Origin of the sequence: Shewanella sp. 10N.286.54.B9, assembly GCF_041468565.1 — a bacterium.
In the GTDB taxonomy this organism is placed as follows: domain Bacteria; phylum Pseudomonadota; class Gammaproteobacteria; order Enterobacterales; family Shewanellaceae; genus Shewanella.
In genome coordinates this window covers 66,994-92,068 of sequence record NZ_JBFRIY010000024.1, presented here as the reverse complement: position 1 = coordinate 92,068, position 25,075 = coordinate 66,994, and the positions used below count along the sequence as shown (strand labels likewise).

Genomic DNA, 25,075 nt, shown 5'->3' with positions numbered 1-25,075 from the left:
CGCCTGTAGGAGTGTTTTTGGCTTACTACTTCTGCGTTGAACAAACTTATAAGGGAACAACCATTATGTTATTTATCCGCCTTGAATTAGCGTGCCAAAAACGCTCTGAGTAGATCAACTTCTTATACTGATTGGTATAATCAGCCATTAAAAAAGGACGCCTAAGCGTCCTTTTTTCTATCTCAATAGAGATTAATGCGCGTGTGCAGCACTTGCTTCTGCAGCAGCATCAGTTTTTTCAATATCTAATAGCTCAACTTCAAATACCAACGTTGAGTTAGCAGGAATAGTTGCCGAGTCGCGATCGCCATATGCTAAGTTAGCAGGGATCACGAACTTAAACTTAGAACCCACAGACATGAGCTGTACGCCTTCAGTCCAACCAGGTATAACGCGGTTAAGAGGGAAAGTTGCTGGCTCACCACGTGCCACTGAGCTATCGAACTCAGTACCGTCAATTAGTGTACCAACATAATGAACTTTAACAGTGTCAGCAGCAACAGGCTTCTCACCAGTACCTTCTGTCAATACTTCATACTGTAGGCCAGACTCAGTTGTCGTCACGCCTTCTTTAGCTTTGTTTGTTTCCAAATAAGCTACGCTTTCCGCTAAGCTCTTCTCTGCAAGGATTGCAGCTTGTGCTTGGCGCTTCTCATTTAGCTTTTCATCAAGGCTCTGCAATACAGTCTGCATCTCTTCTTGAGTCAGCTTAAGCTCGCTGTTCAGGCCTTCGCTGAAACCTGTCACGATAAGGTCTCTATCAACCGCTAGCCCTAACTCTTCTTGCTCCTTGATATGGCCAGCCATATAAGTACCAATCGACGCGCCAACGCTGTAGGCTTCTTTTTGCGCTTCGGTTTTCAATTCTACAGAGACAGGTGCAGCTACGGCTTCCTGCTCTTGATTACAAGCAGTAAGACCAACAACGGCCAAAGCCACTAGTGAATATTTATAAAGAGATTTCATTTAAAGCTTCCTCAGCATCTACACGTGGTTACTATAACCTTTACTTTTATTAGGCGAACCACTTTATACTAGTTAAATAGGTTATTCCAATTTGATTGGACAAAAGCGGCACGGCTGTGATTTGAGCCACTTTTTCAATACAGATTAATATATTACACATACAAACTGTCTCTAGCCTGAACAGCTATGACCCTCGTATGAACAAAGATTCATTAAGAAGACAACGAAGACCCAAGCAAGTTCACCATAGATTTATTACAATCTTTGTTTGGACAGCTGTTATTTCCTGCCTAACGGTTAACAGGCAACTTTGGTTTACTACGCAATATAGTTAAACAAGTTACGACAGCGGCTATCCCCAAACATTGCAAGGCGTTGTATACTCCAGTGCTAATTAAGAGCATCACCAGTAAATACCAAAAGTACTTACTCATCCATCAGAGGTAAACGTGGATAACATAGAACACAGAGTTGAAGAGTTAGAGATGAAATTGGCGTTCCAAGATGGCACTATCGAAGAGCTCAACCAACAAGTCATAAAGCTAAACGATGTTGTAGCACTGCAACAAGAGCAGCTGCGTTTATTATTAAGTAAACTACAATCTGTCGAACCTAGCAATATGGCGAGCCAAGCAGACGAAACGCCACCGCCACATTATTAAATGCACAAAGTTCATCAGCGAAGCTTTCTGTTCAGCAGTAACCCTTGCTATATTTAAGTGACGAGGGGCTTATTTGCATTCATCTTCGGTTCAGATTAGATATGGTATATATAGCGGTATATAGATGAAATTTGTAAGTTTATATAAATTTGCCAGTCTGAATTACTTTATCATTTATAATGCAGTTTAGCGCTCACATCTATTTCCCAAGCAAACAAGGAAGCCAATGCTAATAGCAGACATTACCGAGGCGTTAGCATGAAAAATATCTTGCTGCTAACGACTATGATGCTAAGCCTGAGTGGGTGTGCATTTAACAGCGTATTCATCAACTATCCGTCCCAAATCGCTCCGGTGAAAGCCCAGCTTAATTCAGCAACGCCGCAACAAGCTGCAAAGATTGTTGAACCTGAGATAACCAGCGCAGACGGCCTTTTGTATGCACAAGAGGCTGGACGCTCCGCTCAGATATCAGGCGACTTTGAAGGCAGTAAAACCTTCTACCAAGACGCTGTAAATGCTTATCGCGCCTTTGATGATAAAGCAAAGCTCAGCCTGAGCGATGCTGGAGCAACGGCTAGCAGTATCTTCATCAATGATAATGTGATCCCCTACCGCGGCCCAGGATATGAACGGGTGATGCTGCATCAATACCAAGCACTTAACTATCTCTTTAGTGGTGATGCAGAAGGTGCGTTAGTCGAGGTGCGTCGCAGTAATGAGCTACAAAGCTCTGAACAGGCTCGCTATCAAAAATCCAATAAATCTGTGCAAGCAATGGCAAATGGCACCATCGATGCTGAAGTCAATAAGCTTGGTAAAGCTGCAGGCAGTACCACCAGTTCATTTTTAAACGCCTATAGTTATTACACCACAGGAATGCTGCACGAGATCTTAGGTGAGCCCAATGATGCCTATATTGATTATCGTAAAGCAGCGCAAATTTCACCTAATAACTCATACTTACAGAAAGACTTAGTCAGGTTAGCTAAGCAGCTTTCAATGCCTCAATATGAGGAATTTAAAAAGCGTTGGGGTGACGCAGTCCTTCCCAAAAAAGATGAAGGGCAAGTTATCGTCATGCTAGAAAGGGGGTTTGTACCAGAAAAGCAAAGCCTTACAGTCCCCTTTACTATTCATGGCAATTGGCAAACAGCTTCACTGGCGACATACTTTCCAACCAAACAATCGGTCAAGCCCGGTCGTATACAGGGGCTTGGAACTGAACTGGTTGCAGCGCCCATTGCTAATATAGACTCACTAGCCATTACTGCGCTCAAAGAGGACTTACCTGCTGCACTAGTAAGACAAGCCGCTCGAGTCTACGCCAAGTCTGAAATGGCACGCAGTGTTGAAAGTGATAGCAAACGCCGCAATAATCAAACTGATTATGCCTCAATTGCTATGCAGATCTTTAACGTAATATCAGAGCAAGCCGATAGGCGCAGTTGGCTGACCTTGCCTGAACAAGCACAAATTGCCCGTAGTTATGTTAAAGCTGGTAGCTATTCGGTTAAGCTCGACAATGCTGCAGCAAATACAATTAAAGTTGAAACTGGCCGCACCACGCTGATTTGGGCCATTGATACTGGCAATTATACCCGTTTTTATTCAATAATCATTTAGCAATCACTTGTATGGAACTTAATATGAAACATTTAAAAGTTATTTTTATTCTCGCAGCAGTTATCGGCTTGTCTGCGTGCCAATCAAAAGTTGAATATGGTGATGCCACGGAAGTGGAAACCGTCAATGAGAACTTCGGCTCAACTGATCTACAAGCTATCTCAGCTAAAATGGTTGATAGCATGCTGACTTTCCCGCCTGTTGTTGCGATTACAGCGAACGAACGTCCAATCATCTTCGTTGATAAAATTAAAAACAAAACCTCTGAGCATATCGACACTGAATCAGTCACTGACTCCATCAGCAACAAGCTGTTGCGTTCTGGCAAATTCCGTTTTATCGATATGACCAAAGTTGACTCTGTACGTAAGCAGCTCGATTACCAGAACAATTCAGGTATGGTTGACCCGTCGACTGCGATAAGCTTTGGTCGTCAAATCGGCGCACAGTACATGCTTTACGGCAACCTATCTAGCATCGTTAAGCAAGATGGCAGCACAAAAGATGTCTACTACAAAATGACTATGCGTTTGATGGATCTAGAAACAGGCCTGATTGAATGGTCTGACGAAAAAGAGATCCGTAAAGTTAAGTCTAAGTCGTTCTTAGGAATGTAACGACTTGCTCACCAATTAAAAGCCAGCATCTCGCTGGCTTTTTCATTTAAACTTCTGCGCACAGCAGAAATAGGGTACCGTATGCAGCTTATCCAAATCGCTAATTAAAAGGATGCTGTTTTGAAGCTGTTTTATACTGTGCTAGTTGCTCTATTCTCTATCATGCTAAGTGCATGCAACTCGACTCCACGAGAGCCGATATCTGTACGAGACGGCACACCGTATATAAGCCAACAATCAGCCATGCAGCGCTCAGCAAGGATCTCTGATGTAAAATATGATTTGGCCTTTAGCTTAACTGGCGAAAATCGATTTTCAGCAACCACTATTGTTAACTTCAACCTCAGCGACACCAGCAAAGCACTCACGCTCGATCTAAACCAAGCTACCATTAGCCATTTTAGTATTAATGGTAAAAAGGTGTACCCAAACTACAACGGCAGTTATATCACCTTAAACCCAGGCTTACTCAGCACGGGTAACAACACAGTTGAAGTGCAATTTAGCCGTGAACACAGTACTAATGGCGAAGGTTTACACCGCTTTGTCGACCCGATTGACGGCAAGGTTTATCTCTATTCTCATTTTGAGCCAGCTGCAGCGCAGCAGATGTTTGCCGTGTTTGATCAACCAGATCTAAAAGCCAATTTTACCCTCTCAGTCACAGCGCCCAAAGAGTGGAGCGTCATAAGTGCAATGCGTGAGTCTTCAATTGCAGAGCTTGGCGATACTCGCCAATGGCTATTTCCGCAATCGCCTAAGTTGAGCCCCTATAATTTCTCAATGCATGCTGGCCCTTACCACCAGTGGACCGATGACAGCGGCCCCTATCCGCTACGCTTATTTGCGCGTCAATCTGTCGCAGAGCAAGTCTCCCCACAAGACTGGTTTACTTATACTCAACAAGGGCTTGAGTTTTTCGACGACTATTTCGGCATCCCCTACCCGTTTAAAAAATACGATCAAGTATTGGTACCAGACTTCCTCTATGGCGCCATGGAAAATGCTGCAGCAATCACCTTCAGCGAAAGTCGTTTTCTGTTTCATAGCGAAATGACTGCCGCACAGAAACAGCGTTTAGCCGGTGTGATCATGCATGAAATGGCTCACCAGTGGTTTGGTAACTTAGTGACAATGAAGTGGTGGAATGGCTTATGGCTCAATGAAAGTTTTGCTTCATTTATGGGGACTTTAGCCACCGCTGAAGCTACAGAATTTAAACATGCATGGCGTACCTTTTATGCCAATAACAAACAAAGTGCTTATCACTTAGATAGCCAAGCTAGCACTCACCCTATCGAGGTTCCCGTTGCTAGTTCGCAAAACGCTTTTGATAATATAGATGCGATCACCTACTCAAAAGGGGCTTCAACCTTAAATCAACTAAACCATTTGTTAGGCGAAAAAGCTTTCCAGAAAGGTGTACAAGATTACCTATTGCAATACAGCTACCAAAATGCCGAACTCAATGATTTTATTAAAAGTCTAGGTAATGCAGCCAATAAAAACCTCACCACCTGGAGTCAGCAATGGCTTTATAAAGCTGGAGTGAATAGCATTAAAGCCGATTTCAGTTGTGAAAATGGCCGCATTACACAGTTTAACCTGACGCAGTCAGCCCCTAGCAATACCCTATCGACCTTGCGTGAACAACGGGTCCAAATAGGCTTATTTACTCAAGGGCGTAATCGTCTACATCATAATATTAGTATGCCGGTAACCTATAAAGGCGCCACTACCAAGGTCACTAGCTTAGTTGGCCTACACTGCCCTGACCTTGTCTACCCTAACTATCAAGATTGGGGTTTCGTAAAAGTCATTCTAGATCCGGTTTCTTTCAAAACCGCAAAACAAAATTTACGCCTTGTACATGACCCATTGCTGCGTTCTATGCTCTGGCAAAGCTTGTGGGACAGTGTCGAAGACGGCAATCTCTCACTGAACGATTACATGGGTGCAGTGCTGGTCAATTTGCCGGGAGAAACGGATGACACCATTGTGGGACAAGTACTTAAGAGTTTATCTAAAACTCGTATTTACCTCGACAAGATGTCACCGAGCAACCAGCGCTTTGCCAAACAGGCAATTAGAGCCATTGAACAGATGAGCTTAAGAAAGGTGATGATCAATCGCAGCAGCAGAGACTTTCAACGTCGATGGTTTGAAAACTATGTCAGCTTTGCACGCAGTAAAGATGCACTCAACCATATCGATGCGCTACTGAGTAATAAAGCCTCTATTAAAGGGTTAGTGCTAGACCAAGATCTGCGCTGGTTGATGATAACTCACTTAAATCGTTATGATTACCCCAGTGCGATGTATTGGCTACGAAAAGAGCGTGATATCGACAGTAGTGATTCAGGACAAAAAGCAGCCTTAGCGGCCGAAGTGTCTCGTCCTGATGCGCTTAAGAAACGTCAGTGGCTAACTCGTATTCAGCAACAAACAAATCTGCCTTTTTCCAAGCAGCGCACCATAATGGAAAACCTTTATCCTAGTGAACAAAAAGCACTTAATACCGTCACAACTGAGCAGCGCTTAACAACACTAGCCAAGCTGGACAGCGAAAAAGGGCCGGTATTTATGCGGAGTTATGCCAAATACCTTATCCCGACAGATTGCAGCTATGCCAGTGTCAGCGCCTTGCAAAACTTACAAACTAAAAATCAATTCACTGATGGCACACAGCGCGCGCTCAAAGAAACGATCGCTCAGGAGCAGAAGTGTTTGCTGATAAAATCCAAGATGAGTCACTGATAAGCAATAGCCTCGCTATAAAGCATCCCTAGATAACAAAAAAACCACCTTAACGGTGGCTTTTTTATGCACTTAATCAATTAAACGAATAAGTCTTTAATATTTTTCAAATCGCCTTTCCCTTCAGCAAGTTCTTCTGCTGAAAGCCCTGCAACTTCATGGGGGAACACTAACCACTCTTCAGACTCGTGTATGAAGTAATCAGGCGTTAGCGGTACTGCTGTGTTTTTAGGCTTGTAGTATGGACACGCAATGCGCACATCTTTTGGCATGTTCAAACGCATTAGGTCACTTAATTTATCTTTAAGTGCGTGTACACTGCGACCGGAATCAAACACGTCATCAACAATTAATAAACCGTCATCTGCGTTAGCGTTTTCAACGATATAATGTAAGCCGTGCACTTTAATCTGCTTACTTTGTTGATTAATACCGTAGTATGAAGAAGTACGAACGGCAATGTGGTCAGTTTCTACTTTCTTAAAATCAAAAAACTCTTGTACGGCAATACCAATTGGTGCACCACCACGCCATATACCCACAATAAATTGTGGACGAAATCCACTTTCGTAAACCTGAGCCGCTAAGCGGAAAGAATCTTCTAGTAATTCCTGCGCTGTTATAAAGCGTTTATCTGACATCTGACCGTCCCCATCTTGGTATAGTTATCTTATTTTGGGTCTCAAAATGCAGCTGTTAGACACTATTCCAAACTCTGAAATAGGCCCTTGCTAGTTTTCCTCTAGCACAACTGTTTAAAGTGTAGGCACCCACCCGATTTTGGAGGCGAATTTTATACTAAAAAAACGACTAATGCTGCAAAAAAGCCACAAACTTGTGGCTTATCTCATTCAAATGTAATTAAAGCAGCGATTAAAGCGGCTAACACTATAATTTTGCCATAAAAAAATGGCCACCTAATGGGTGGCCGTTATTAAAATGCTATGACTAAACGAGCGGTGCTAGGCTGGGCGTTCCAGCTTTAGTAACCATGGAATGATTACGTTCAGTATCTTCAACAAAGCCTCGGGTCAGTATTGTGTCAACATAACGCCAATCGCTGCGAACCTCTTCATGGGTGAAGGTTAGCGTCAACATTCCGCGGTTCATTAAATTAGCGTATTTAAGATTATCGACAAGCCCTAAAATGGCCTCTTCTGTTGCCGGAATATCCTTAGCATCGATCCCTAGGTAATATTCAAGTCCTGGAGATGATACAGAGCTGGTTGCAAATTCAACCCCAACTGCATCGCCAGCAGCATCTTTAAGCACATTAGCCCAAGCGTTATGAGTATCACCTGCTATCACTACAAGATTCTTTGCCAATGACTTTGCCGTAGCTAAGATAACTTCACGCTCATAGGCGTATCCATCCCAAGCATCTAAGTTGTAAGGAATTGACGGCAGCTGTATCAGCGCCATCGCCTCGGGCGTTAGCTTGTGGCCATAAAACTGCAGATATTTAAGCTCATCTTCGGTTAGTGTCGGATCGCCCGCTTGTGCTCTGGCGGCAAAACCTGCCAACGCGGCTAATTGGCCAAATTCAGGGATAGATAACTGCTGTGTAGCGATCGCTGCTGGCAGCATCATCTGCCCCATTAACACTTGCTGCCCGAGCACTTGCCATTTGGCGGTTGATGTCAATAACGTCGACTGTAACCACGTTTGCTGCTCCTGCCCAAGCATGGTTCTATTAGTGTCGGTAACATCAGCCATAAAACGTGTGCTATCTAACCCACCCGTTGCTGGATCCATATAATCTGAGTATTCAAGCGGCTTATCTCGACCGAGTAGTCGTGTATCTAGCATATGCAGGTCAACGAGATCACCAAACTGGAAGCTACGGTAGATCTCTTCATGATTACCCTCGCGCCATGGACGAATAGGCAACCACTCGAAATAGGCCTGTAAAGCCCCCTCTTTACGCGCATCAAAGTCACCTTCATTATCGTTGTGATTCTCAGCCCCTTCGCGCCAGCTATCATTAGCCACTTCGTGATCATCCCAAACCGTGATGAAAGCAGTCTTTGCATGTAGCTTTTGTAAACTCAAATCACTGCGGTATTGTCCATAACGCGTACGATAATCGGTTAAGCTAAATAGCTCACCTTCAGGTAAAACTTCACGTCCAAGCTCTGCTGCATGCTCACTGGCATATTCGCCACGTGCGTATTCGTAGATATAATCCCCCAGATGAATGACCGCATCCAAGTCATCCATTCTCGATGCCATTTCATAGACATTAAAGTAACCAGCGGGGAAGTTCGCACATGACAGCACGGCAAATTTGGCTTGTGCGAGCGCGCCTTGAGGTAAAGTTTTAGCCATACCAGGAGGAGAGGTATTCTTGCCAGCCTTAAAACGGTAAAAGTATTGGCTACCGGCTTCAAGTCCAGTCGCATCAATTTTTACCGTATAATCTCTATCACTATTAGTGATCATTTCACCATTAGTGACCACCTGACTAAATGCACTATCGGTAGCCACTTCCCAGGATACTTTGATATCACCTGTGGACATCGGCGATACTCGGCTCCACAAAATGATAGCATCATGACTCGGATCGCCACTGGCTACGCCGTGCAAGAATTCCGCCGCTATAACGCTTTCGTCGTCATCATCGCTGCTGCAGCCCATCAGGCCGTATGATACTACTGCTGCGCCGACGCCTTTAGCAGACATGGCAAGAAAATCTCTTCGTGAAAAAGGTCGTTTCATTATTATTATTCCCTTAATATTATTTTACTTTAGTGGTACGAGGTCTAATGAGTCTGGATGGTAATTAGCAACTATTACATATTCGTGACAATCTCGTAAAGTATTTGTTAACGACAAATATGAGTAACCACTGAAGTACATTTCACTATGAACAGTCATGATAAATGCGCTCTAGATCGCAACAGTTTATGGCAACGGCGTAGCAACCAAACACGAGATTAAAACGCAGAGCAGGACTTAAATATTAATTTGAGCTTTATTGCAATTTACCGACAACGATGTTGATTAGTATTGCTTGCAACTCCATAGTAGAGCGAACCGCAATATAAAAAAGAAAAATGGCTAGTATTATCTTCTATCAACACAGATGAACGTCGCTCAAATGCAGAACTTAAAAGATGTACCTAATGTTGAATTTAGAGCGCCTAGCATCAAGATGTCTGGCGTAGAAGTTTTAGATCTTGATACTTTCTACCGTAAACTCTCCCAGTGTAAATTTGATCCTGCTAAGCCTCATCGAATTAATTATTTTTGTTTTATCTATATCACCGATGGTTCTGGTGGCCACTTTATTGATTTTAAGTATCACCCTTTTAAAAAAGGAAGCTTTATATCCGTCAATAAAAATCAGGTTCATGCATTTGATTTAGATAGTCGTCCACAGGGAAAGATGATTAATGTCACAGAAGATTTCTTTACATCGATACAAGCCAATATTCGCCTACCGCTGTTTTCTCCCGCCCACCTTACTCGCTCATACAAGTCTGTGTTCACTTTAAACAGCAATTCAATTGAGACATGTAATGCATTATTACTCGAAATAGTAAAAGCGCAAACAGGTGAGGATTGTGACCCACTATTAGTTCAGCTGCTGTTTTCATCCCTTTTTGTACTATTGGCTCCACAACGAAAAGAGAATATACAGCACCTAAGTGAAACCCAAGCCTTACGCTTCAATCATTTTTTAATGCTAATCGAGACCAAGTTTACAGAAACCAGAGACGCTTCCGCTTACGCTGAAATGATGCACCTCTCTTACAAATCATTAAACCAGCTTTGCAAGCTAGCCTGTAACCAAACCGCCAAACAGCTGATAGATGCCCATACAATACTAGAGATAAAGAGAAGGCTGACCATTCAAAGCTCTCAAGTGCAGGATATAGCCTATGAGCTTGGTTTCGACGATGTCACCTATTTTGTGAAGTTTTTTAAAAGGCACTGTTTTACAACGCCCTCTCAATTCAAATGCGACTTTAAAACAAAATGACCTGCAATTGTCAGCACAATTTATCCCCTTTTGCCGCCACAGCTGTTTCAGCCAATAATTAAACATTTAAAACTACAGCCATTAAAATTATTAATTGTCATTAATAGAATATGGTTAACAACCATTTTTAAATATAAGCCACTATTTAAATACGCTTTAAGTGATGATTTTCTCTGTCGAAGTTCACAAAATTTGTGGCAGGTTCGAAAAACACCATTTTAAAGCCTAAATGTCCATGCCACGTCATCAAGCACTCAACTAATTTAACAATATTAAAATAGTTGCAGCGTGATTGGTTAGCATCAATATTAGATGACTAATTTAGCTTAATGTAAAAGTGACAAATCAATAATAATATTTATCACTGACAGCTAAATCCCCCGCCAACTCTTACATCTATTTTATAAATGAAAATCACTAGTTATTTAATAAGCCGCACTAAAAATGCATCAAATAACTTAGTTTTTATCGCTTCACGATAATTCGATAAACAATTACAACTTACATCGAAAGTGAGTAACTTTAAGGGTATGACATGATGAGAATACTAAACTTACAAACCCCCTGTAGAAAACTTCTATTGGCTAGCACCATCTCTTTACTGGTCGCTTGTGGCAGTGATAACGATAACCCCCTTCCTCCACCGATTGAAAATACACCTCCAATCGCTAACCCTTCCGATGTAGAAGCTACCCTTGGAACGAGTATACTCATCGATGCCTTGGCCAACGATACCGATGCCGACGGTGACGCTTTAACCATCGAAACCGCAGAGGTAACAGCCGGGACAGGCACTGCATCGATTCAAGATAACAAGATTTTGTTCGACCCCGTTGAAGTCGGCACCACCACAGTTAAATACAACATCTCCGATGGAAATGCTGGGGAAGCAGAATCGACTGTCACTATTATCGTGATATCAAACTCACTGGCTTACGTTGGTTCAAATACCTGTGTTTCATGCCATACAGATAAAAAGAGTTACTTCGAAACGGGGCACAACTTCAAATTAAACAAGATTGTCGACGGACAAGCACCTAGCTACCCATTCTCATCAATTACCGGTGCGATGGAATTAATTGATGGGGTTAATAACTCCTTAGGCAATCCTGCCGGATGGGAAGACATTAGCTATGTGATTGGCGGCTACAAAAGTAGCGCCATGTTCATCGACATGAATGGCTATATTATGACGGGGAGTAAAGTCGGTAGTGCAGTACTACCCAAAGGCCATGAAATCACGCCAGAGATGATGTGGCCATATGCACCGAATGACGCAGCAGATTCTCATCCATATGACTACTGCGGTAGATGCCATACCACAGGTTGGAAAGACTACACTGAAGGAACTGGCGACTATCGTAATTTAAATAGGCAAGATGACATGCCAGGTATGGGTGGCACCTTTGCGTTAACGGGTGTGCAGTGTGAAAGTTGCCATGGTGCAGGCAGCGAGCATATCAGCAACCCATCAAAAGCAAACATAGATAAAGTCGCTACCGCACGTATTACTGAAGACTATCTAGCAGAAGACATGGGATTCGGTAAAGCCGTGGCCTGTGTTGAGTGCCATACAGTCGATGACTCAATAAAACGCTACCCTGAATATATCTCGCCATTGAACACCGTCTTTGGCGGCGACACACAGGGCGGACGTATAGACAAGAATGGTGGCGGCAGAGGCGGACGCGGTGGCAGACATGCAGCAACAACCATGATAGGAACCGATCCTGATACAGGTGAAGCCTTAGGTAAAAAGAAAGGCTTTAAATGCTCAACCTGCCACAACCCTCATCAGTCTGAGCACAATCAAGATCAACCAGGTCATGGGAATGCGATGGTAGCAAAATGTACCGATTGTCATAGCATGGAGTTTGCTGATGCCCCTGGAGCAGGCGGTGCTTTAGCACATCAAGCCGTAGCCGAGTGTACCGATTGTCATATGCCTAGCGCTTCACATATGTTCAAGATTAACATCTCTGTGGAGTCAAACGATGCCAGCCACTTCTCGTTAGACGGCGAGTACAATAAGCCGTGGTTAAGAGCCTCAGACAGCTGCCAAGGATGTCATGCTGATGACTTCGATGAAAGAGCAGCTCAAATAGGAAAAGTACATAAATAGAGACTTATCTAACACGCCAGCGGTTTATCATTTTAAACAGCTGACATTGAAGTCTGCTGCAGTTTTCTTAATATCCAAAACTGGAAAATTAGAGCGATTCAATCATGCTGGCATGTCTAGAAAAATCCCTATTAACGCTTTGCACAAAAAAGCTCAGCTAAGATGCTGAGCTTTGTTGCAAAAGATCAAACGATGCCAATCTTACTCTTGAGCGGTAATCTCAAACTCGTTATTACTATCGTTAAGAATGGCTACACCGACACATTCTCCGGCAGGATCGGTCAGCATGATTCTGTCACCAAGCTTCCAGTATGTTTCAGAGTAAACGTCATCTTTGCCAAGTGAAGCATAGGAATCACCAGTCTTAACACCCGTTTCATTGCTTACCCAGTAAAGGTTCATTGCAGTATCAGTCATGTTGGTAATGCTAAAGTCTTGCGCATTGTTTGCACCACGAGTGTACTTATCGGCAAATGAACAATTACCAATAGTACCTTTTGCAGGCCAATATGGCATATATGGCTCAACTTCATAGGTGATTGCCATAGGTTCAGGCAACTCCACTGAGCAGTTTTCACCGCTACAGACAGAAAGGTAAGCATCAATGATATCTGAACCACCAAAGTCATCTGCTGCTACGATAAAGTACTCTCCGGCAGTTGGAGAGGCGATAGTGATGGCCTCTTCATTACTCGCATTCGTTACCGATTGACCCGTTGCAACATCTGCGTCGCTTGGGTGATAGGCTGCGCCTTGATTGACATAGAGATCAATATCAGCAGAACCACCAGAAGTACTAAAAGTAATAGAATCCAATCCAGCTGGGACATCAACGGAATAAAGGCGTCCACCACGACCACCTAATTCGATATAGCTTCCAACTGCAATTGAGGTTGCACTTGCAGCATAGTCTGTCTTTAGTCCATTTTGGTACCAAGTTTCGAAATCAGCTTGATTGTCCGTCGCGACCTGAGTGAGAAAAGTGTCCAGCTCATCCCAGTCTCCCGCACGCATCTGCGTTAAAATTTCGGTGACTATTGCTGGTTTCTGCTCTATTAAGAACGTAAAAACTAACTGTCCCCAAGTATAATTATCTGCATTACCATTAAAGACTTGCTGTAAACTGTATTGAGTCGTCTCGTTTGCAGTGGTCATATTTTGGTAAGGGTTATTGTAATGAATGCCAATGTACTCTGCTAAACCTTCGCCCCACCAATTAAAGTCTTTAGATTCGTTGTATTCGCCCTCTTTGTTATAACGCGCATCTAACGCATGAGTATACTCATGATCTAGTGAACGGATTCTATGCCTACCGCCATTCCACTCAAGTGCGTTAAAGGTGAACACATCAGAACGGTGCAGCCACTCTGTTGATTTAAATTCGAAGTAAATACCTGTGCTATTATCATTATATAAAAGATGCTTAACCCATGACTTATGATTTCGCTGGCTTGAAAAAATATTAACATTAGTGATGTTATTTTTATCACCAGCAACACTGTCACCGAATGCTGGCGAAATAGTACTATCTATCGTTGCATCGAAACGTGCTTTGGTGTCCTTTAGTGAGAGACATACTTCATCAGTTTGCTGTGCGGTTAAATCCTGCCCACGTACCTGAACATCAACCTCATCACAGCGCTTGCTGCTATTAAACAAAGTGGTGCTGGTATAGAGCGTGGCATCTACCGCTGCACTAGCAATACTTGCATCAACTAAAATATGGTAACGACCTGGCTCAACATCATCGATGATGCAATATTCAAACTCGCCGCTGCGGTAATTAGAAACACAATCAAATTCACCATCTTCACCACTTGATGCTTCATTTAAAGCTCTAACATAAAGTGCTGGGTCGCCAATATTGGTACCCGCTTCACCAGCCATTAGGCCAACAATCAAAGTGGGAGCAGCCTCGGTGACATCAACAAAATATGCGCGAGGCTCAGTTAACGAGATATGCTTAATAGCGGAATTGAGCGTAATTAAGCCTGCTGCAGGTGTTTCTGGAGTAGCAGGATCAGGATCTGGTACAACGGGATCGGGTACAACGGGATCTGGAATCTCTGGCGTAACCGGAGCAGGTGTGTCACCTCCACCACCACCGCAAGCTGCCAATGTTAAGCACAACGCGATACTTAATCCTGATAATCGAAAAGACATACTCAAACTCCCTATTAATATTTATTGCTTTTATTGATGACGCTATAGTAGAAAATCTATTTCCATTCCCAAATAGCACAAGGTATACAATATACTAACAAAATGAATACAATATACCAACACACTTATATTGTAGTAATAATAATGAAAGGAGCTAATCAGAAAAGAGTGAGATAACAATAAGTAACAAGCAAAGAAAAGCAGTAGAGAACAATAGGTAGCGCTATCGCCGAGAAACGATGGTACACAATACAGGAGCATGATCAGTACTGTGACTATCACGCTCATATTGAGGGTTAATCAAATGGCGATCTTCAGTATGATAGTCAGTAACTTCTGCAGTGCTAGTATGAAAATGGGGGTTAAAATCTTGAGACAGCAAAATATAATCGAGTACGTTTCCTTGAGTGCCGTAATAATGGGTCGCTTGCCTTTCAGAAACAATCGAGCTTTCAGCTGAAACAGTCTCAGCATTCACCTCTCCTTCTCTTTGACAATATAGCTGGTAGGCATCAGATAGCGGATAGCTTGCTAACTCTCCCACTCCCTCTTTTTCAAACCGTAACTCCTGAGTCAATAACAAAGACAAAGGTTGATGGCTCAAAGAATCATTAAAGTCGCCCAGTAATATCATCGCATTTTGGGTTTCAATTCGCCGCTGCATCATCGTATGAAATAACAAGGTCGCTTCACTGCCCCTTTGAATACCTGATGCCCATTGACCAAGCACATTACGCCCAAGCAACTCACCAAAGTTAGCTTTGCCATTATTCTTTACATTCATGCTTTGCGCTGGCGGCAATTCATCTAATGATGCTCTTTTGGATTTAAGGTGTACGACATAGATATCGCAGTGGCCAATGTCTGGCAACACAACGGTGGCTCTTAGCGGTTTACGGCTGTATTTAAATGAATTATCTAGACCCAGAGCTTTGGCATAATCACTATCAACTTCTATTGACCGCACCTGCTCTAAGGGATATTTCGAAGCGATTGCAACCACCGGGTCACGGCAGATAAAATCATCAACAATACTCGGTTGATCGACAACGGCAAAATGCTCAAGCCCGGCTTCGCGAGCCTGAGTCGCTAAAGCCTCTGCAGAGAAAACTTCTTGAAAGCCAATAATATCAGGCTGCTGCTCAGCTAAAAAATTGGCTAACCAACGCTGTTTCTTAGCCCACTGCTCATCACTATAGATATTCTCAAAATCATAGTAGGCAAGCGGCGGTTCGATATAATTGAACAAGTTGAAACTCGCCACTTTAGCTAGAAACGTTGTTGTTTCATTTTGCTGTGCATTATTGTCCAACGAACGCTCCCAGACTGGCTTTAATGGCTAGCAGGCTTATCACCTTTTAGCTTGAAAAGTTGTTGTTTCATTTTACTGAGTATTATTGTCCAACGAACGCTCCCTCACCGGATTGAGTGGCTAACAGACTTATCACCTTTTAGCTTGAAAAGTTGTTGTTTCATTTTACTGAGTATTATTGTCCAACGAACGTTCCCTGACTGGGTTTAATGGCTAGCAGGCTTATCACCTTTTAGCGTGAGAAATAGCTGCATCATTATCACTGCCATTGCCCCTGCAATAACGCCAAAAATAGAGTTTAAAATACTCGGTGTAACAAATGATAATACAGGGCCAACAACCGCTACGCTTTCAATATAAACGGCAACTTGGCTTATGCGATCGCTAACCCAGTGCAAGCCATGAGTTAAAATTCCACCACCAACCATAAACATGGCGATAGTACCGACTACAGATAACGTTTTCATTAAATAGGGCGCGGAGTTGAGTAACATGAAACCAAATCGACGCTTAAAACGGGCAGTTAAACTTTCGCCCTGACGCTGACTTAAATACAGACCAGCATCGTCAATTTTTACAATCCCCGCCACTAGGCCATATACACCTATGGTCATGACGATAGCAATCACGCTTAGGGTGAAAAACTGAGTGGTTAGGCTTTTGTCCGCAACAATCCCCAAGGTAATCGCAATAATCTCAGCAGAGAGTACAAAGTCAGTTCTAATGGCTCCCTTTACTTTACGTTGCTCATAGTCCTTAAGATCGCCAATCACCTCTTCAGGTAAGGCTTGTGTAGCGGTTTGATCTTGCCGCTTTACTTGATAACTATGATAGATTTTCTCGAAGCCTTCATAGCAAAGGAATAAACCGCCAAACATCAACAACGGCGTTACGGCCCAAGGAATAAATGCACTGATGAGCATAGCTGCTGGGACTAAGATGCACTTATTCTTAAACGAACCCACTGCCACAGCCCAAACAACAGGCAGCTCTCTATCAGCTGAAACACCTGTAACCTGTTGGGCGTTAAGTGCTAAATCATCTCCTAACACCCCTGCGGTTTTACGCGCGGCAATTTTACTCATCGCAGCCACATCATCCAAAATTGTGGCAATATCATCTAACAAGGTTAATAAGCTCGCCCCTGCCATAGTAACTCCTTTAATTGATTGATACTGCGTTTAAAGCATGTCGCAGCACTTAAAATCCTTCTTAACCTTTATGCCCCTGACTATCTATTTTAATGTGTATCTGTCTTTGTAGGGGATAGCAATTATTACAACACTTCGCTTACGAGCCACTATCATTAAAAGTATATAGCTTGAATTCAAACCTCTTAAAGCTGTTTTAAAAGCAGTCGTTTAACAGTAAACGGCTATTGAAAAAAGCTAAGTCAGTGGCAAGCTAATCACGATATGCAGAGCTTGTCACTTTAAAACAAAAATTCAGGCACGCTTTGGCCGTTTAAAGCGTATACTAGCGCCAATATTTTTAAAACTCGCCTTTAAAAAGGATTTCGTTATGACTCAAGATGAAATGAAAAAAGCCGCTGGTTGGGCTGCACTACAATATGTTGAAAAAGATAGCATTGTTGGTGTAGGAACTGGCTCAACCGTGAATCACTTTATTGATGCCCTTGCGACAATGAAAGCTGATATTGACGGCGCCGTATCAAGCTCTGAAGCATCTACCGAGAAAATGAAAGCACTTGGTATCCCTGTTTATGATCTTAACAGTGTAGATGAACTGTCGGTTTATGTTGATGGCGCAGATGAGATCAACGGCCATATGGATATGATCAAGGGCGGCGGTGCAGCACTAACTCGCGAAAAAATTGTCGCTGCAGTGGCTGATAAGTTTATCTGTATCGTTGATAATACTAAGCAGGTCGACATTCTAGGCGAGTTCCCACTTCCTGTTGAAGTTATTCCAATGGCTCGTTCATACGTGGCGCGTCAACTGGTTAAGCTTGGTGGTGATCCTGTGTACCGTGAAGGTGTGGTAACAGATAACGGCAATATCATCTTAGATGTTTACAACATGAAGATCATGAACCCGAAAGAGCTTGAAGAGCAGATCAATGGCATTGTTGGTGTGGTCACCAATGGCTTATTTGCCATGCGCGGCGCAGACGTACTATTAGTTGGTACGCCAGAAGGTGTTAAGACAGTTAAGTAATTTATCGCGAGCTCATTCTCAGCGAACGTAAAAAAGCCACAGACTTTTCAGTCTGTGGCTTTTAGTTTCTAACCGAGCTAAAAATCATTCGACTTGCGCGGTTTCACTGTTATTCTCAAGCTCACCTTCAGCTTTGTCGATATTCAACTCTGCTAAGTTTGCAGCGATATCTTCAGCAGCTGTTTCAGCATTGATATCCTCATCAATCTTTAAGATTTTTCCATCTTCGCCAATGTAAAAAGTCACCCGACTCGCTACCCGAACAAAGTTAAGCACATCATAAGCTTTAGCAGTTTCTTTGGTTGGATCGCTTAACATAGGAAAGTCAGCTTTTTGCTCTTTGGCAAACGCTTGGTTATCTTCTAGCTCGTCAACACTGGCCATCATATAGACCGCATTGTACTCGCGAATAAGATGCCCTTTTTGCACCAGAGATTTACATTCAAGCGTGCAGCCATGAGTATTAGCCATTGGGTACCAGGCCAACACCAAGGTTTGCTTACCTTTGTAATCACTTAGCTGGTAAAAGTGACCGTCAGTTGCTTGTAACTTGAAATTTGGTGCCGTATCGCCAACCTTTAAATCGGTTGCTGTAGCCGCAAGCGGCAGTACTAGCGCTACGGCTAAAAGTATCTTTGATAATTGTTTGATCATAGTTTCCACCTAATATTCCCTGTGTCGCCTGTCATTGTTATAGCACTTATTACACCTGACAAATATACGCATAACAATCTAAAAAGATCACTTGCAGTTGAGAACTGCCTTTTAAGATAAGCACTCAAATGCTAAATCGTAAGCCTTGCCTAAATCAACGGTCTTTGGTCGGCAGGACTTCAATTCACTGTGTTTTTTGTCAGATGCACGCAGTGTCGCCGGGTGAATAAAATCAATCTCAACACTGCAACTGGCAAGCATCGCACCTTCCATTAAAAATGTACCAGCCCCACCAGCCCCTTGTCCTGTGGTGGAACGCCTATTCAATACGATTTTGTTAACGCCATTGCTAGCAATATGCGTATTAACTTGTTCGATGAAAGTGACAACATCTGTTTGGGTTGGATTTTTAAGCAAGCTGAACTTTGTCACTTTAGGCGCGACTAAGCTATGACTAGCACGCTCCCCAGCTAATATTACTATTCTGACTTCGTTCGCTTTTAACAAAAGCCCTGCAATAATCACTTTATCTCTCCTAAACTCGCTCTAAAAATAAAAACGCCAGCTATCATGAACTGGCGTTTTGTCGAGATGCTTTCTCGGGATATTAAATTTTACTTAGTCGCTCTGGAGTTCACCGCTGAATCGATCGTTACACCTTTATCATCAACATCAAGCGCTACCTTAACGCGCATATCGTAATCTTTCATCGATTTGAACTCTTCAGGAACAGGTTCTCCGGTGAGCTCGATAAAGGTCAACAATGGCGCAAACATCTTCATATAATCCACTGACATTGCCAGTAAGCCATTATTAGTTACAGCTTCGCTACTTAGTTTATTTGCTGCCTCTTCGCCTTTATCACCAAAATAGAGCACCAAGTGATTGCCTTTAACAGCCATTTTAGCGGTTATATTCATCTCTGGCGGCATAGGTAATACATCGTTAAGTACCACAGCACTGCCGTCTGTTGGCAATTGAATATTTGCCAATTCAGGTGCGAATGGTTTAACCATATTAAATAGCATCGTTGGGTTATCGGCCGACAGGGTGACTACAGCATCTAAGCTTTCGATCTCTGGAGCATCAACATCATCACTGATTTTATAATCAATAACAGACAGACCAACACCTTTAACACCATTAGCCATACCGGTCATCATGCCAAGCATTGCCGGGCTTTGCTGACTCATCTGTACTTGCATCTCTTGCAGCGGTGCACACTGATATTGCGGGGTTAACATGTCGTCCCAAATAGCTTGTAGCGATGGCACCATTTGATTAACGTCGATTCCCAACCCAAAACTAAACACGCTATTATTGATATCGTGTACATAAGCAGGAATATAACCACGCATCTTTTGGTATGCATCGAGCATCACCTGGTTGTTGCTTTCAATAACCATACGATAACTCAATGAACTTTCTGCATTGCTGATTTCAAGTTGGTCATAACCCGCAACGGTACGAGGCCAATTGGCTGCAATTGATGAAAACTCTTGATTACAGGTCGCAGTTCTAAGCTCGGCAAATGGATCTTCATTCGCCATGGCGAATAGTTTCGTCAGTTGCCGAGCCAGCTGATTACCGTCGGTACTGGTAAGTGCAGTGACTATCTCTTGATGGTTGATATAGCTAATACCGTCATCAGTGAATCCATGCTTTGCAATGATATCTTCGATGATCTTTGCATCAACAATAGAGCGCTCAACAGGCGTAACTCCAAGAGCAGTTTCAAGCAGGGTCGCTTCACTAAACGAGGTATCGATGGTCATGGTTAACATTGAATTATTAACTGCAACCACCAAGTTTATCTGTTCCTCATCTGTCGCTTCTGTCAGCGGGTAGCTACGATAGTTAACCCCTTTCAGTTGACCTGCGACATGGGCTAAACCACTTTCGCCTTCTGCTTTATCCAGCAGCGCCCATATAGCATCAGCATTAGCCACTTCGATTTTAAGTACCGGTAATGCACCCAAGGTGTAAAAGTAGCTGCGAATATTTTCAGCTAGGCCAAAGGTATTAATAAAGGTATCGCCATCTTGCATTGCCGCTAAGTAGGACTTAGTTAAGCTTAAGAAAAACTTCGCCCGAGGATCTTCTTCTGTTTCCCACTCGCCCAACGAATTAGCGCCAGATTGCTTATAAGCATCAGATAAAGAGTTGATATAAGACTTAATAGGGAAAGGCTGTAACTGCCCCGAAAATATCGGTGTATCTGCTGGAATGTATGCCATAACGGCGTTATCGCTAGCAGAAACATCTGCAGCCTGTTGACTGTACCAATATCCACCCGCACCTGCAGCGACTATCGCTGCAGCAACTAACATCTTATTCATTTAAAAACTCCATTTAATGATTCCATCAACCCACATTTTTAATGCAAATGTTTTTACCTAGTCACCACAGGACTAGATTGCTCGGTAACAACTGTTCAATAAAACTCTTTACTTATTAGTTGAGTACCTAGACATACTGAGAAAATCATCCTCAGCTATTGTGGCTATAGTACAGCATTATCCGGTAAATTCTATCAGCTAGTTACTTGATTCAACACTCAATAATACCAATCGGTATAATACCAATTGCATTAAAAGTTTGACCGTTTAGCGGGAATTCAAAAGGCTGCAGGCAAGTAGTGGGATTTGAGCTAAGCGTTATTCTCAGCTCTGGCATCCTTGATAATTGCTCCTGCATTATTCTACCTTCGACCATTCTTGGTCTCGTACTTCCTAAATCTGACCGCCAAGGAGGGCGGAATGTCTCATTTTGTATGGAACAAAATAGACCATTTAGTCGTATATCCAAACCCCATAACGAAGCATACAGCATTTTGCCCATTTTTTACCTCAGCCGCACTACGTCAGAACGGATAAAATACTTAATGCAATTGGTATTAATCGTTGGCGGAATGAAGCCGTTTTCTCGCTGCAGGTTATGATTTCTACGAGGGTCATTGATTAAAGGATTTGTTAAAAAGGTGGTTATGGGAAGGATAAGCCCCAGACAGCCATATCAGGCTATCTGGGGAGTAACTTGCTTTGGATAAGCAGGCGCTAGCAAGCCAATCTAAGCACTCAATTAAAGCGCTGACGTTGCGCAAACTGAGCTTGGTTTGTTGGGTTACTGACAGCTCCGCCTGCGACATTTAGATGAATGTTAAAATAGGAGAATATACATATATCTCGACTATAAGAATCATTCAGTGGAAGACTAAATGTCACTAAACCTAATTAGGTTTGATACGGAACAGTTCCTAAAACCATCTACGGGAACGATGAACTATAGCTTAAAAAAAACAGCTGTGCATAACCTTGTGAGTAAAAATGTACAAATATTTTAAAAAAGGACTAAAAACTAATTAAAGTCCTTTTAATTTATAGGCTTAAATGGTTATCAAATAGCAATTAATAACACAATACAAACTATAAGCTGTACATCAGTACCACTTAGATATTCATTAAAAGTCAGTATTCACAACTCGAAATTAAATATCGTAGTGCAAGCCACATTCACGCTTTATACCGTTAAACCTGGTTTCCTCTTCAGTCATACCCAGTTCAAGCGGTTTACTTGAATGTGTATCACCAACCGAGACATAACCTTGGTCCCATAATGGATGGTAAGGTAGATCAAACTCAGTAAGGTAATCATGAACCTGTTTGTTGCTCCATTCGATGATTGGCAACACCTTATATCGCTTGCCATGGATCGCTAGCACTTGCAGAGTTTCACGGGTGCTCGACTGCGAGCGCCTAAGCCCCGCAAACCAAGTGCCTACTTCTAACTCTTTAAGCGCACGTTGCATAGGCTCAACTTTATTGATCTGGTTATAACGATCCAGTCCATCAATTCCTTGCAACCACAAAAAGCCATATTTGGCCTCTTGCCAGGCAGCACTCAACGGTGAGGCATATACCTTAAGGTTCAAGGTAAGCCGCTCCGTCAGCTCATCAATGAACTTATAAGTCTGGCTAAAAAGGTATCCTGTATCAGTTAAGATCACCGGTATGTCAGACCGCTGGCGACTGACCAGATGCAGCATAACTGCGGCTTGTATGCCAAAGCTAGAGGAAAGTGCCGCCTTGCCTGGCAAGTATTCTAACGCCCAAGCAACTCGTTGCGGCGGCGTTAACTCATCAAGAAATGCATTAACTCTTTCTAACTCTGCGCGCTGCTCTACTTCTGGCGCTGAAAGCAAAGCTGCCAGCGCCTCTTTAGAGATAACAGAATTAATCTGCAAATCAGCCATGAAAGTCCTTAGCAGCATCTAACACTGCGGTCACAACACCGCTACGAACGGTATAGTTACCAAATGTCTCGCCAGTTTCTCGCTCTGAAACATAACGTGCAAATAGGTTATCTAATTCAGCAAGGATCTCAGCTTCTTGGATATTCTCACGGTACAACTTGTTTAACCGCGTTCCTTCAAAGCTTGCACCAAGATAAAGGTTATAACGACCCGGTGCTTTACCGACTAAACCAATCTCAGCGGCGAATGGACGGGCACAGCCGTTAGGGCAACCTGTCATGCGGATCACAATGCCTTGATCCAAGAAGCCATGCTTATCTTGTAATGCTTCGACTTTGGTCAAGAAATCAGGGAAGTAACGCTCCGCTTCGGCCATTGCTAATGCACAGGTTGGCAGCGCCACACAAGCAATAGAGTGACCACGGGTTTCGGTAATAAGCTTACCCATCAATCCGTGCTGTCTTGCTAACGCTTCAACTTTGTCTTTATCAGCTGCGGGGACGCCAGCAATAATAATGTTTTGGTTGGAGGTCATGCGGAAGTCACCTTGGTGAATTTTTGCAATCTCTCTCAGTCCTGTTTGTAGCGGTTGACCCGGCAAGTCTTTAACACGACCACCTTCAATGAATAGGGTCAAATGCCAGTTGTCATCAACACCCTGCTTCCAACCATAGCGATCGCCACGATCACCAATGACCACATCACGCTTTGGCTCAAACTTAATACCAGTTCGCTTTTCAACTTCCGCTTTAAAAGCGTCATAGCCGTGCTTCACAATCGTATACTTAAGACGAGACAACTTACGATTTTCTCGGTTACCCCAGTCACGCTGTACGGTCATCACTGCTTCGGCAAACTTAAGGGTATCTTCCGCTTTAATGTAACCAAAATCGTCAGCTAAACGTGGAAAAGTGGCAACTTCACCATGCGTCGAGCCCATGCCGCCACCAGCAACCATATTAAAACCAACTAACTCACCCGCTTCGGCAACAGCCACAAAGCCTAGATCATTGGTGTAAACATCAACATCGTTATCTGGCGGTACTGCGACTGCCATCTTAAATTTACGTGGCAGGTAAGTCTTACCGTAAACAGGTTCAACCTCTTGACCTTCTGTGGTCACTAGCTTCTCATCATCTAACCATATCTCAGCGTAGGCTTTTGTGTGCGGTAGCATATTGTCAGACAATTGCTTGGCATAGGCATAAGCTTGCTGATGTAACTTCGATTCAACCGGATTTGGGTTACACATCACATTACGGTTTACATCACCACAAGCCGCTATCGAATCCAATGCTTCACGGTCAAGATCTTGAATAATGGTCTTCAAGTTACGCTTTGGGATACCGTGGTATTGAAAGGTTTGACGCGTCGTTAAACGAATGCTGTTTGAACTGGTTAGGTTTGAAGCAATTTCGTCAACCGCTAACCATTGCTGTGGTGAACATACACCACCCGCAACGCGAGCACGCAACATAAAGCTATACAATGGCTCTAATTTTTGCTCTTTACGCTCGTTTCGCAAGTCACGGTCATCTTGTTGATAGAAACCATGAAACTTAATTAACTGCTGATCACCTTCACTAAATGCACCGGTAACCGCGGTGTCCAAACCTTCTTGAATGGTGCCACGTAGGTAGTCACTGTCGGTCTTTAAATACTCGTTTACTGCTAACTTCTTCTCACTCATAGCAAGATACTCTCTATTATTCTTTTATATATGCTGCTGGTAGGTTAACGACCAGCGCCTCATCAATGCGTTCTGTTTGCTCAAATAGAGA

18 protein-coding genes are annotated in these 25,075 nt (G+C 43.0%); 7 read left to right on the top strand and 11 right to left on the bottom strand.

Features of this window, described 5'->3' with window-relative positions; all coding sequences use genetic code 11:
- Window positions 1-192: 192 nt before the first annotated feature.
- Window positions 193-966: an FKBP-type peptidyl-prolyl cis-trans isomerase gene (gene fkpA, locus AB4135_RS09450; protein WP_371992321.1), complete on the bottom strand. Its 774-nt coding sequence runs from the start codon at window positions 964-966 to the stop codon at window positions 193-195.
- A gap of 449 nt (window positions 967-1,415) precedes the next feature.
- On the opposite strand from fkpA, the gene AB4135_RS09445 reads away from it, so the two are divergent.
- The 4 genes from AB4135_RS09445 (at window position 1,416) to pepN (ending at window position 6,628) form a co-directional block, all read left to right on the top strand.
- The gene (locus AB4135_RS09445; protein WP_371992319.1) at window positions 1,416-1,628 is read left to right on the top strand and encodes a SlyX family protein; all 213 of its coding nucleotides are present in this window, start codon (window positions 1,416-1,418) and stop codon (window positions 1,626-1,628) included.
- Between the two features lie 258 nt (window positions 1,629-1,886).
- Window positions 1,887-3,254, top strand: a complete 1,368-nt coding sequence (locus tag AB4135_RS09440; RefSeq protein ID WP_371992317.1) for a COG3014 family protein — start codon at window positions 1,887-1,889, stop codon at window positions 3,252-3,254.
- A gap of 23 nt (window positions 3,255-3,277) precedes the next feature.
- Entirely contained in the window at window positions 3,278-3,871 is a 594-nt protein-coding gene (gene lpoB, locus AB4135_RS09435; RefSeq protein ID WP_371992316.1) for a penicillin-binding protein activator LpoB, read from the top strand.
- A 120-nt stretch (window positions 3,872-3,991) separates the two neighbouring features.
- Window positions 3,992-6,628: an aminopeptidase N gene (gene pepN / locus AB4135_RS09430; protein ID WP_371992314.1), complete on the top strand. Its 2,637-nt coding sequence runs from the start codon at window positions 3,992-3,994 to the stop codon at window positions 6,626-6,628.
- Between the two features lie 80 nt (window positions 6,629-6,708).
- Here pepN and AB4135_RS09425 read toward each other — a convergent pair whose 3' ends face one another.
- Entirely contained in the window at window positions 6,709-7,269 is a 561-nt protein-coding gene (locus AB4135_RS09425) for a phosphoribosyltransferase (RefSeq protein ID WP_220738440.1), read from the bottom strand.
- A 307-nt stretch (window positions 7,270-7,576) separates the two neighbouring features.
- Window positions 7,577-9,346 carry an alkaline phosphatase gene (locus AB4135_RS09420; RefSeq protein ID WP_371992312.1) on the bottom strand — a complete coding sequence of 590 codons (1,770 nt, stop codon included), beginning with the start codon at window positions 9,344-9,346 and terminating at the stop codon, window positions 7,577-7,579.
- Between the two features lie 382 nt (window positions 9,347-9,728).
- On the opposite strand from AB4135_RS09420, the gene AB4135_RS09415 reads away from it, so the two are divergent.
- Window positions 9,729-10,613 (top strand): helix-turn-helix transcriptional regulator, encoded by an 885-nt coding sequence (locus AB4135_RS09415; RefSeq protein WP_371992311.1) that lies wholly within the window; start codon window positions 9,729-9,731, stop codon window positions 10,611-10,613.
- A 535-nt stretch (window positions 10,614-11,148) separates the two neighbouring features.
- Window positions 11,149-12,735: an Ig-like domain-containing protein gene (locus AB4135_RS09410; RefSeq protein WP_371992309.1), complete on the top strand. Its 1,587-nt coding sequence runs from the start codon at window positions 11,149-11,151 to the stop codon at window positions 12,733-12,735.
- Between the two features lie 201 nt (window positions 12,736-12,936).
- Here AB4135_RS09410 and AB4135_RS09405 read toward each other — a convergent pair whose 3' ends face one another.
- The 3 genes from AB4135_RS09405 to AB4135_RS09395 all read right to left on the bottom strand — a co-directional run bounded on the left by AB4135_RS09405 (window position 12,937) and on the right by AB4135_RS09395 (window position 17,361).
- A complete protein-coding gene (locus tag AB4135_RS09405; RefSeq protein WP_371992307.1) occupies window positions 12,937-14,898 on the bottom strand; it encodes a collagenase in 1,962 nt (653 codons plus the stop codon).
- A gap of 223 nt (window positions 14,899-15,121) precedes the next feature.
- The gene (locus AB4135_RS09400; protein ID WP_371992305.1) at window positions 15,122-16,210 is read right to left on the bottom strand and encodes an endonuclease/exonuclease/phosphatase family protein; all 1,089 of its coding nucleotides are present in this window, start codon (window positions 16,208-16,210) and stop codon (window positions 15,122-15,124) included.
- A gap of 206 nt (window positions 16,211-16,416) precedes the next feature.
- Window positions 16,417-17,361, bottom strand: a complete 945-nt coding sequence (locus AB4135_RS09395) for a DUF808 domain-containing protein (RefSeq protein WP_371992303.1) — start codon at window positions 17,359-17,361, stop codon at window positions 16,417-16,419.
- 370 nt (window positions 17,362-17,731) lie between these two features.
- Here AB4135_RS09395 and rpiA point away from each other — a divergent pair, with 370 nt between their 5' ends.
- On the top strand, window positions 17,732-18,388 hold the full coding sequence (gene rpiA / locus AB4135_RS09390; protein ID WP_371992301.1) for a ribose-5-phosphate isomerase RpiA: 657 nt from the start codon (window positions 17,732-17,734) through the stop codon (window positions 18,386-18,388).
- Between the two features lie 84 nt (window positions 18,389-18,472).
- Here rpiA and AB4135_RS09385 read toward each other — a convergent pair whose 3' ends face one another.
- The 5 genes from AB4135_RS09385 to cysI all read right to left on the bottom strand — a co-directional run bounded on the left by AB4135_RS09385 (window position 18,473) and on the right by cysI (window position 24,984).
- Window positions 18,473-19,042 (bottom strand): peroxiredoxin family protein, encoded by a 570-nt coding sequence (locus AB4135_RS09385; RefSeq protein WP_371992300.1) that lies wholly within the window; start codon window positions 19,040-19,042, stop codon window positions 18,473-18,475.
- A 111-nt stretch (window positions 19,043-19,153) separates the two neighbouring features.
- The gene (locus tag AB4135_RS09380) at window positions 19,154-19,567 is read right to left on the bottom strand and encodes a DUF3010 family protein (RefSeq protein WP_371992298.1); all 414 of its coding nucleotides are present in this window, start codon (window positions 19,565-19,567) and stop codon (window positions 19,154-19,156) included.
- Between the two features lie 89 nt (window positions 19,568-19,656).
- Window positions 19,657-21,381 (bottom strand): hypothetical protein, encoded by a 1,725-nt coding sequence (locus AB4135_RS09375; protein WP_371992296.1) that lies wholly within the window; start codon window positions 21,379-21,381, stop codon window positions 19,657-19,659.
- 1,148 nt (window positions 21,382-22,529) lie between these two features.
- The gene (locus AB4135_RS09370) at window positions 22,530-23,294 is read right to left on the bottom strand and encodes a phosphoadenylyl-sulfate reductase (RefSeq protein ID WP_371992294.1); all 765 of its coding nucleotides are present in this window, start codon (window positions 23,292-23,294) and stop codon (window positions 22,530-22,532) included.
- On the bottom strand, window positions 23,287-24,984 hold the full coding sequence (gene cysI, locus AB4135_RS09365) for an assimilatory sulfite reductase (NADPH) hemoprotein subunit (protein WP_371992292.1): 1,698 nt from the start codon (window positions 24,982-24,984) through the stop codon (window positions 23,287-23,289). Before cysI ends, AB4135_RS09370 begins: the two co-directional genes overlap by 8 nt.
- Window positions 24,985-25,075 lie beyond the last annotated feature (91 nt).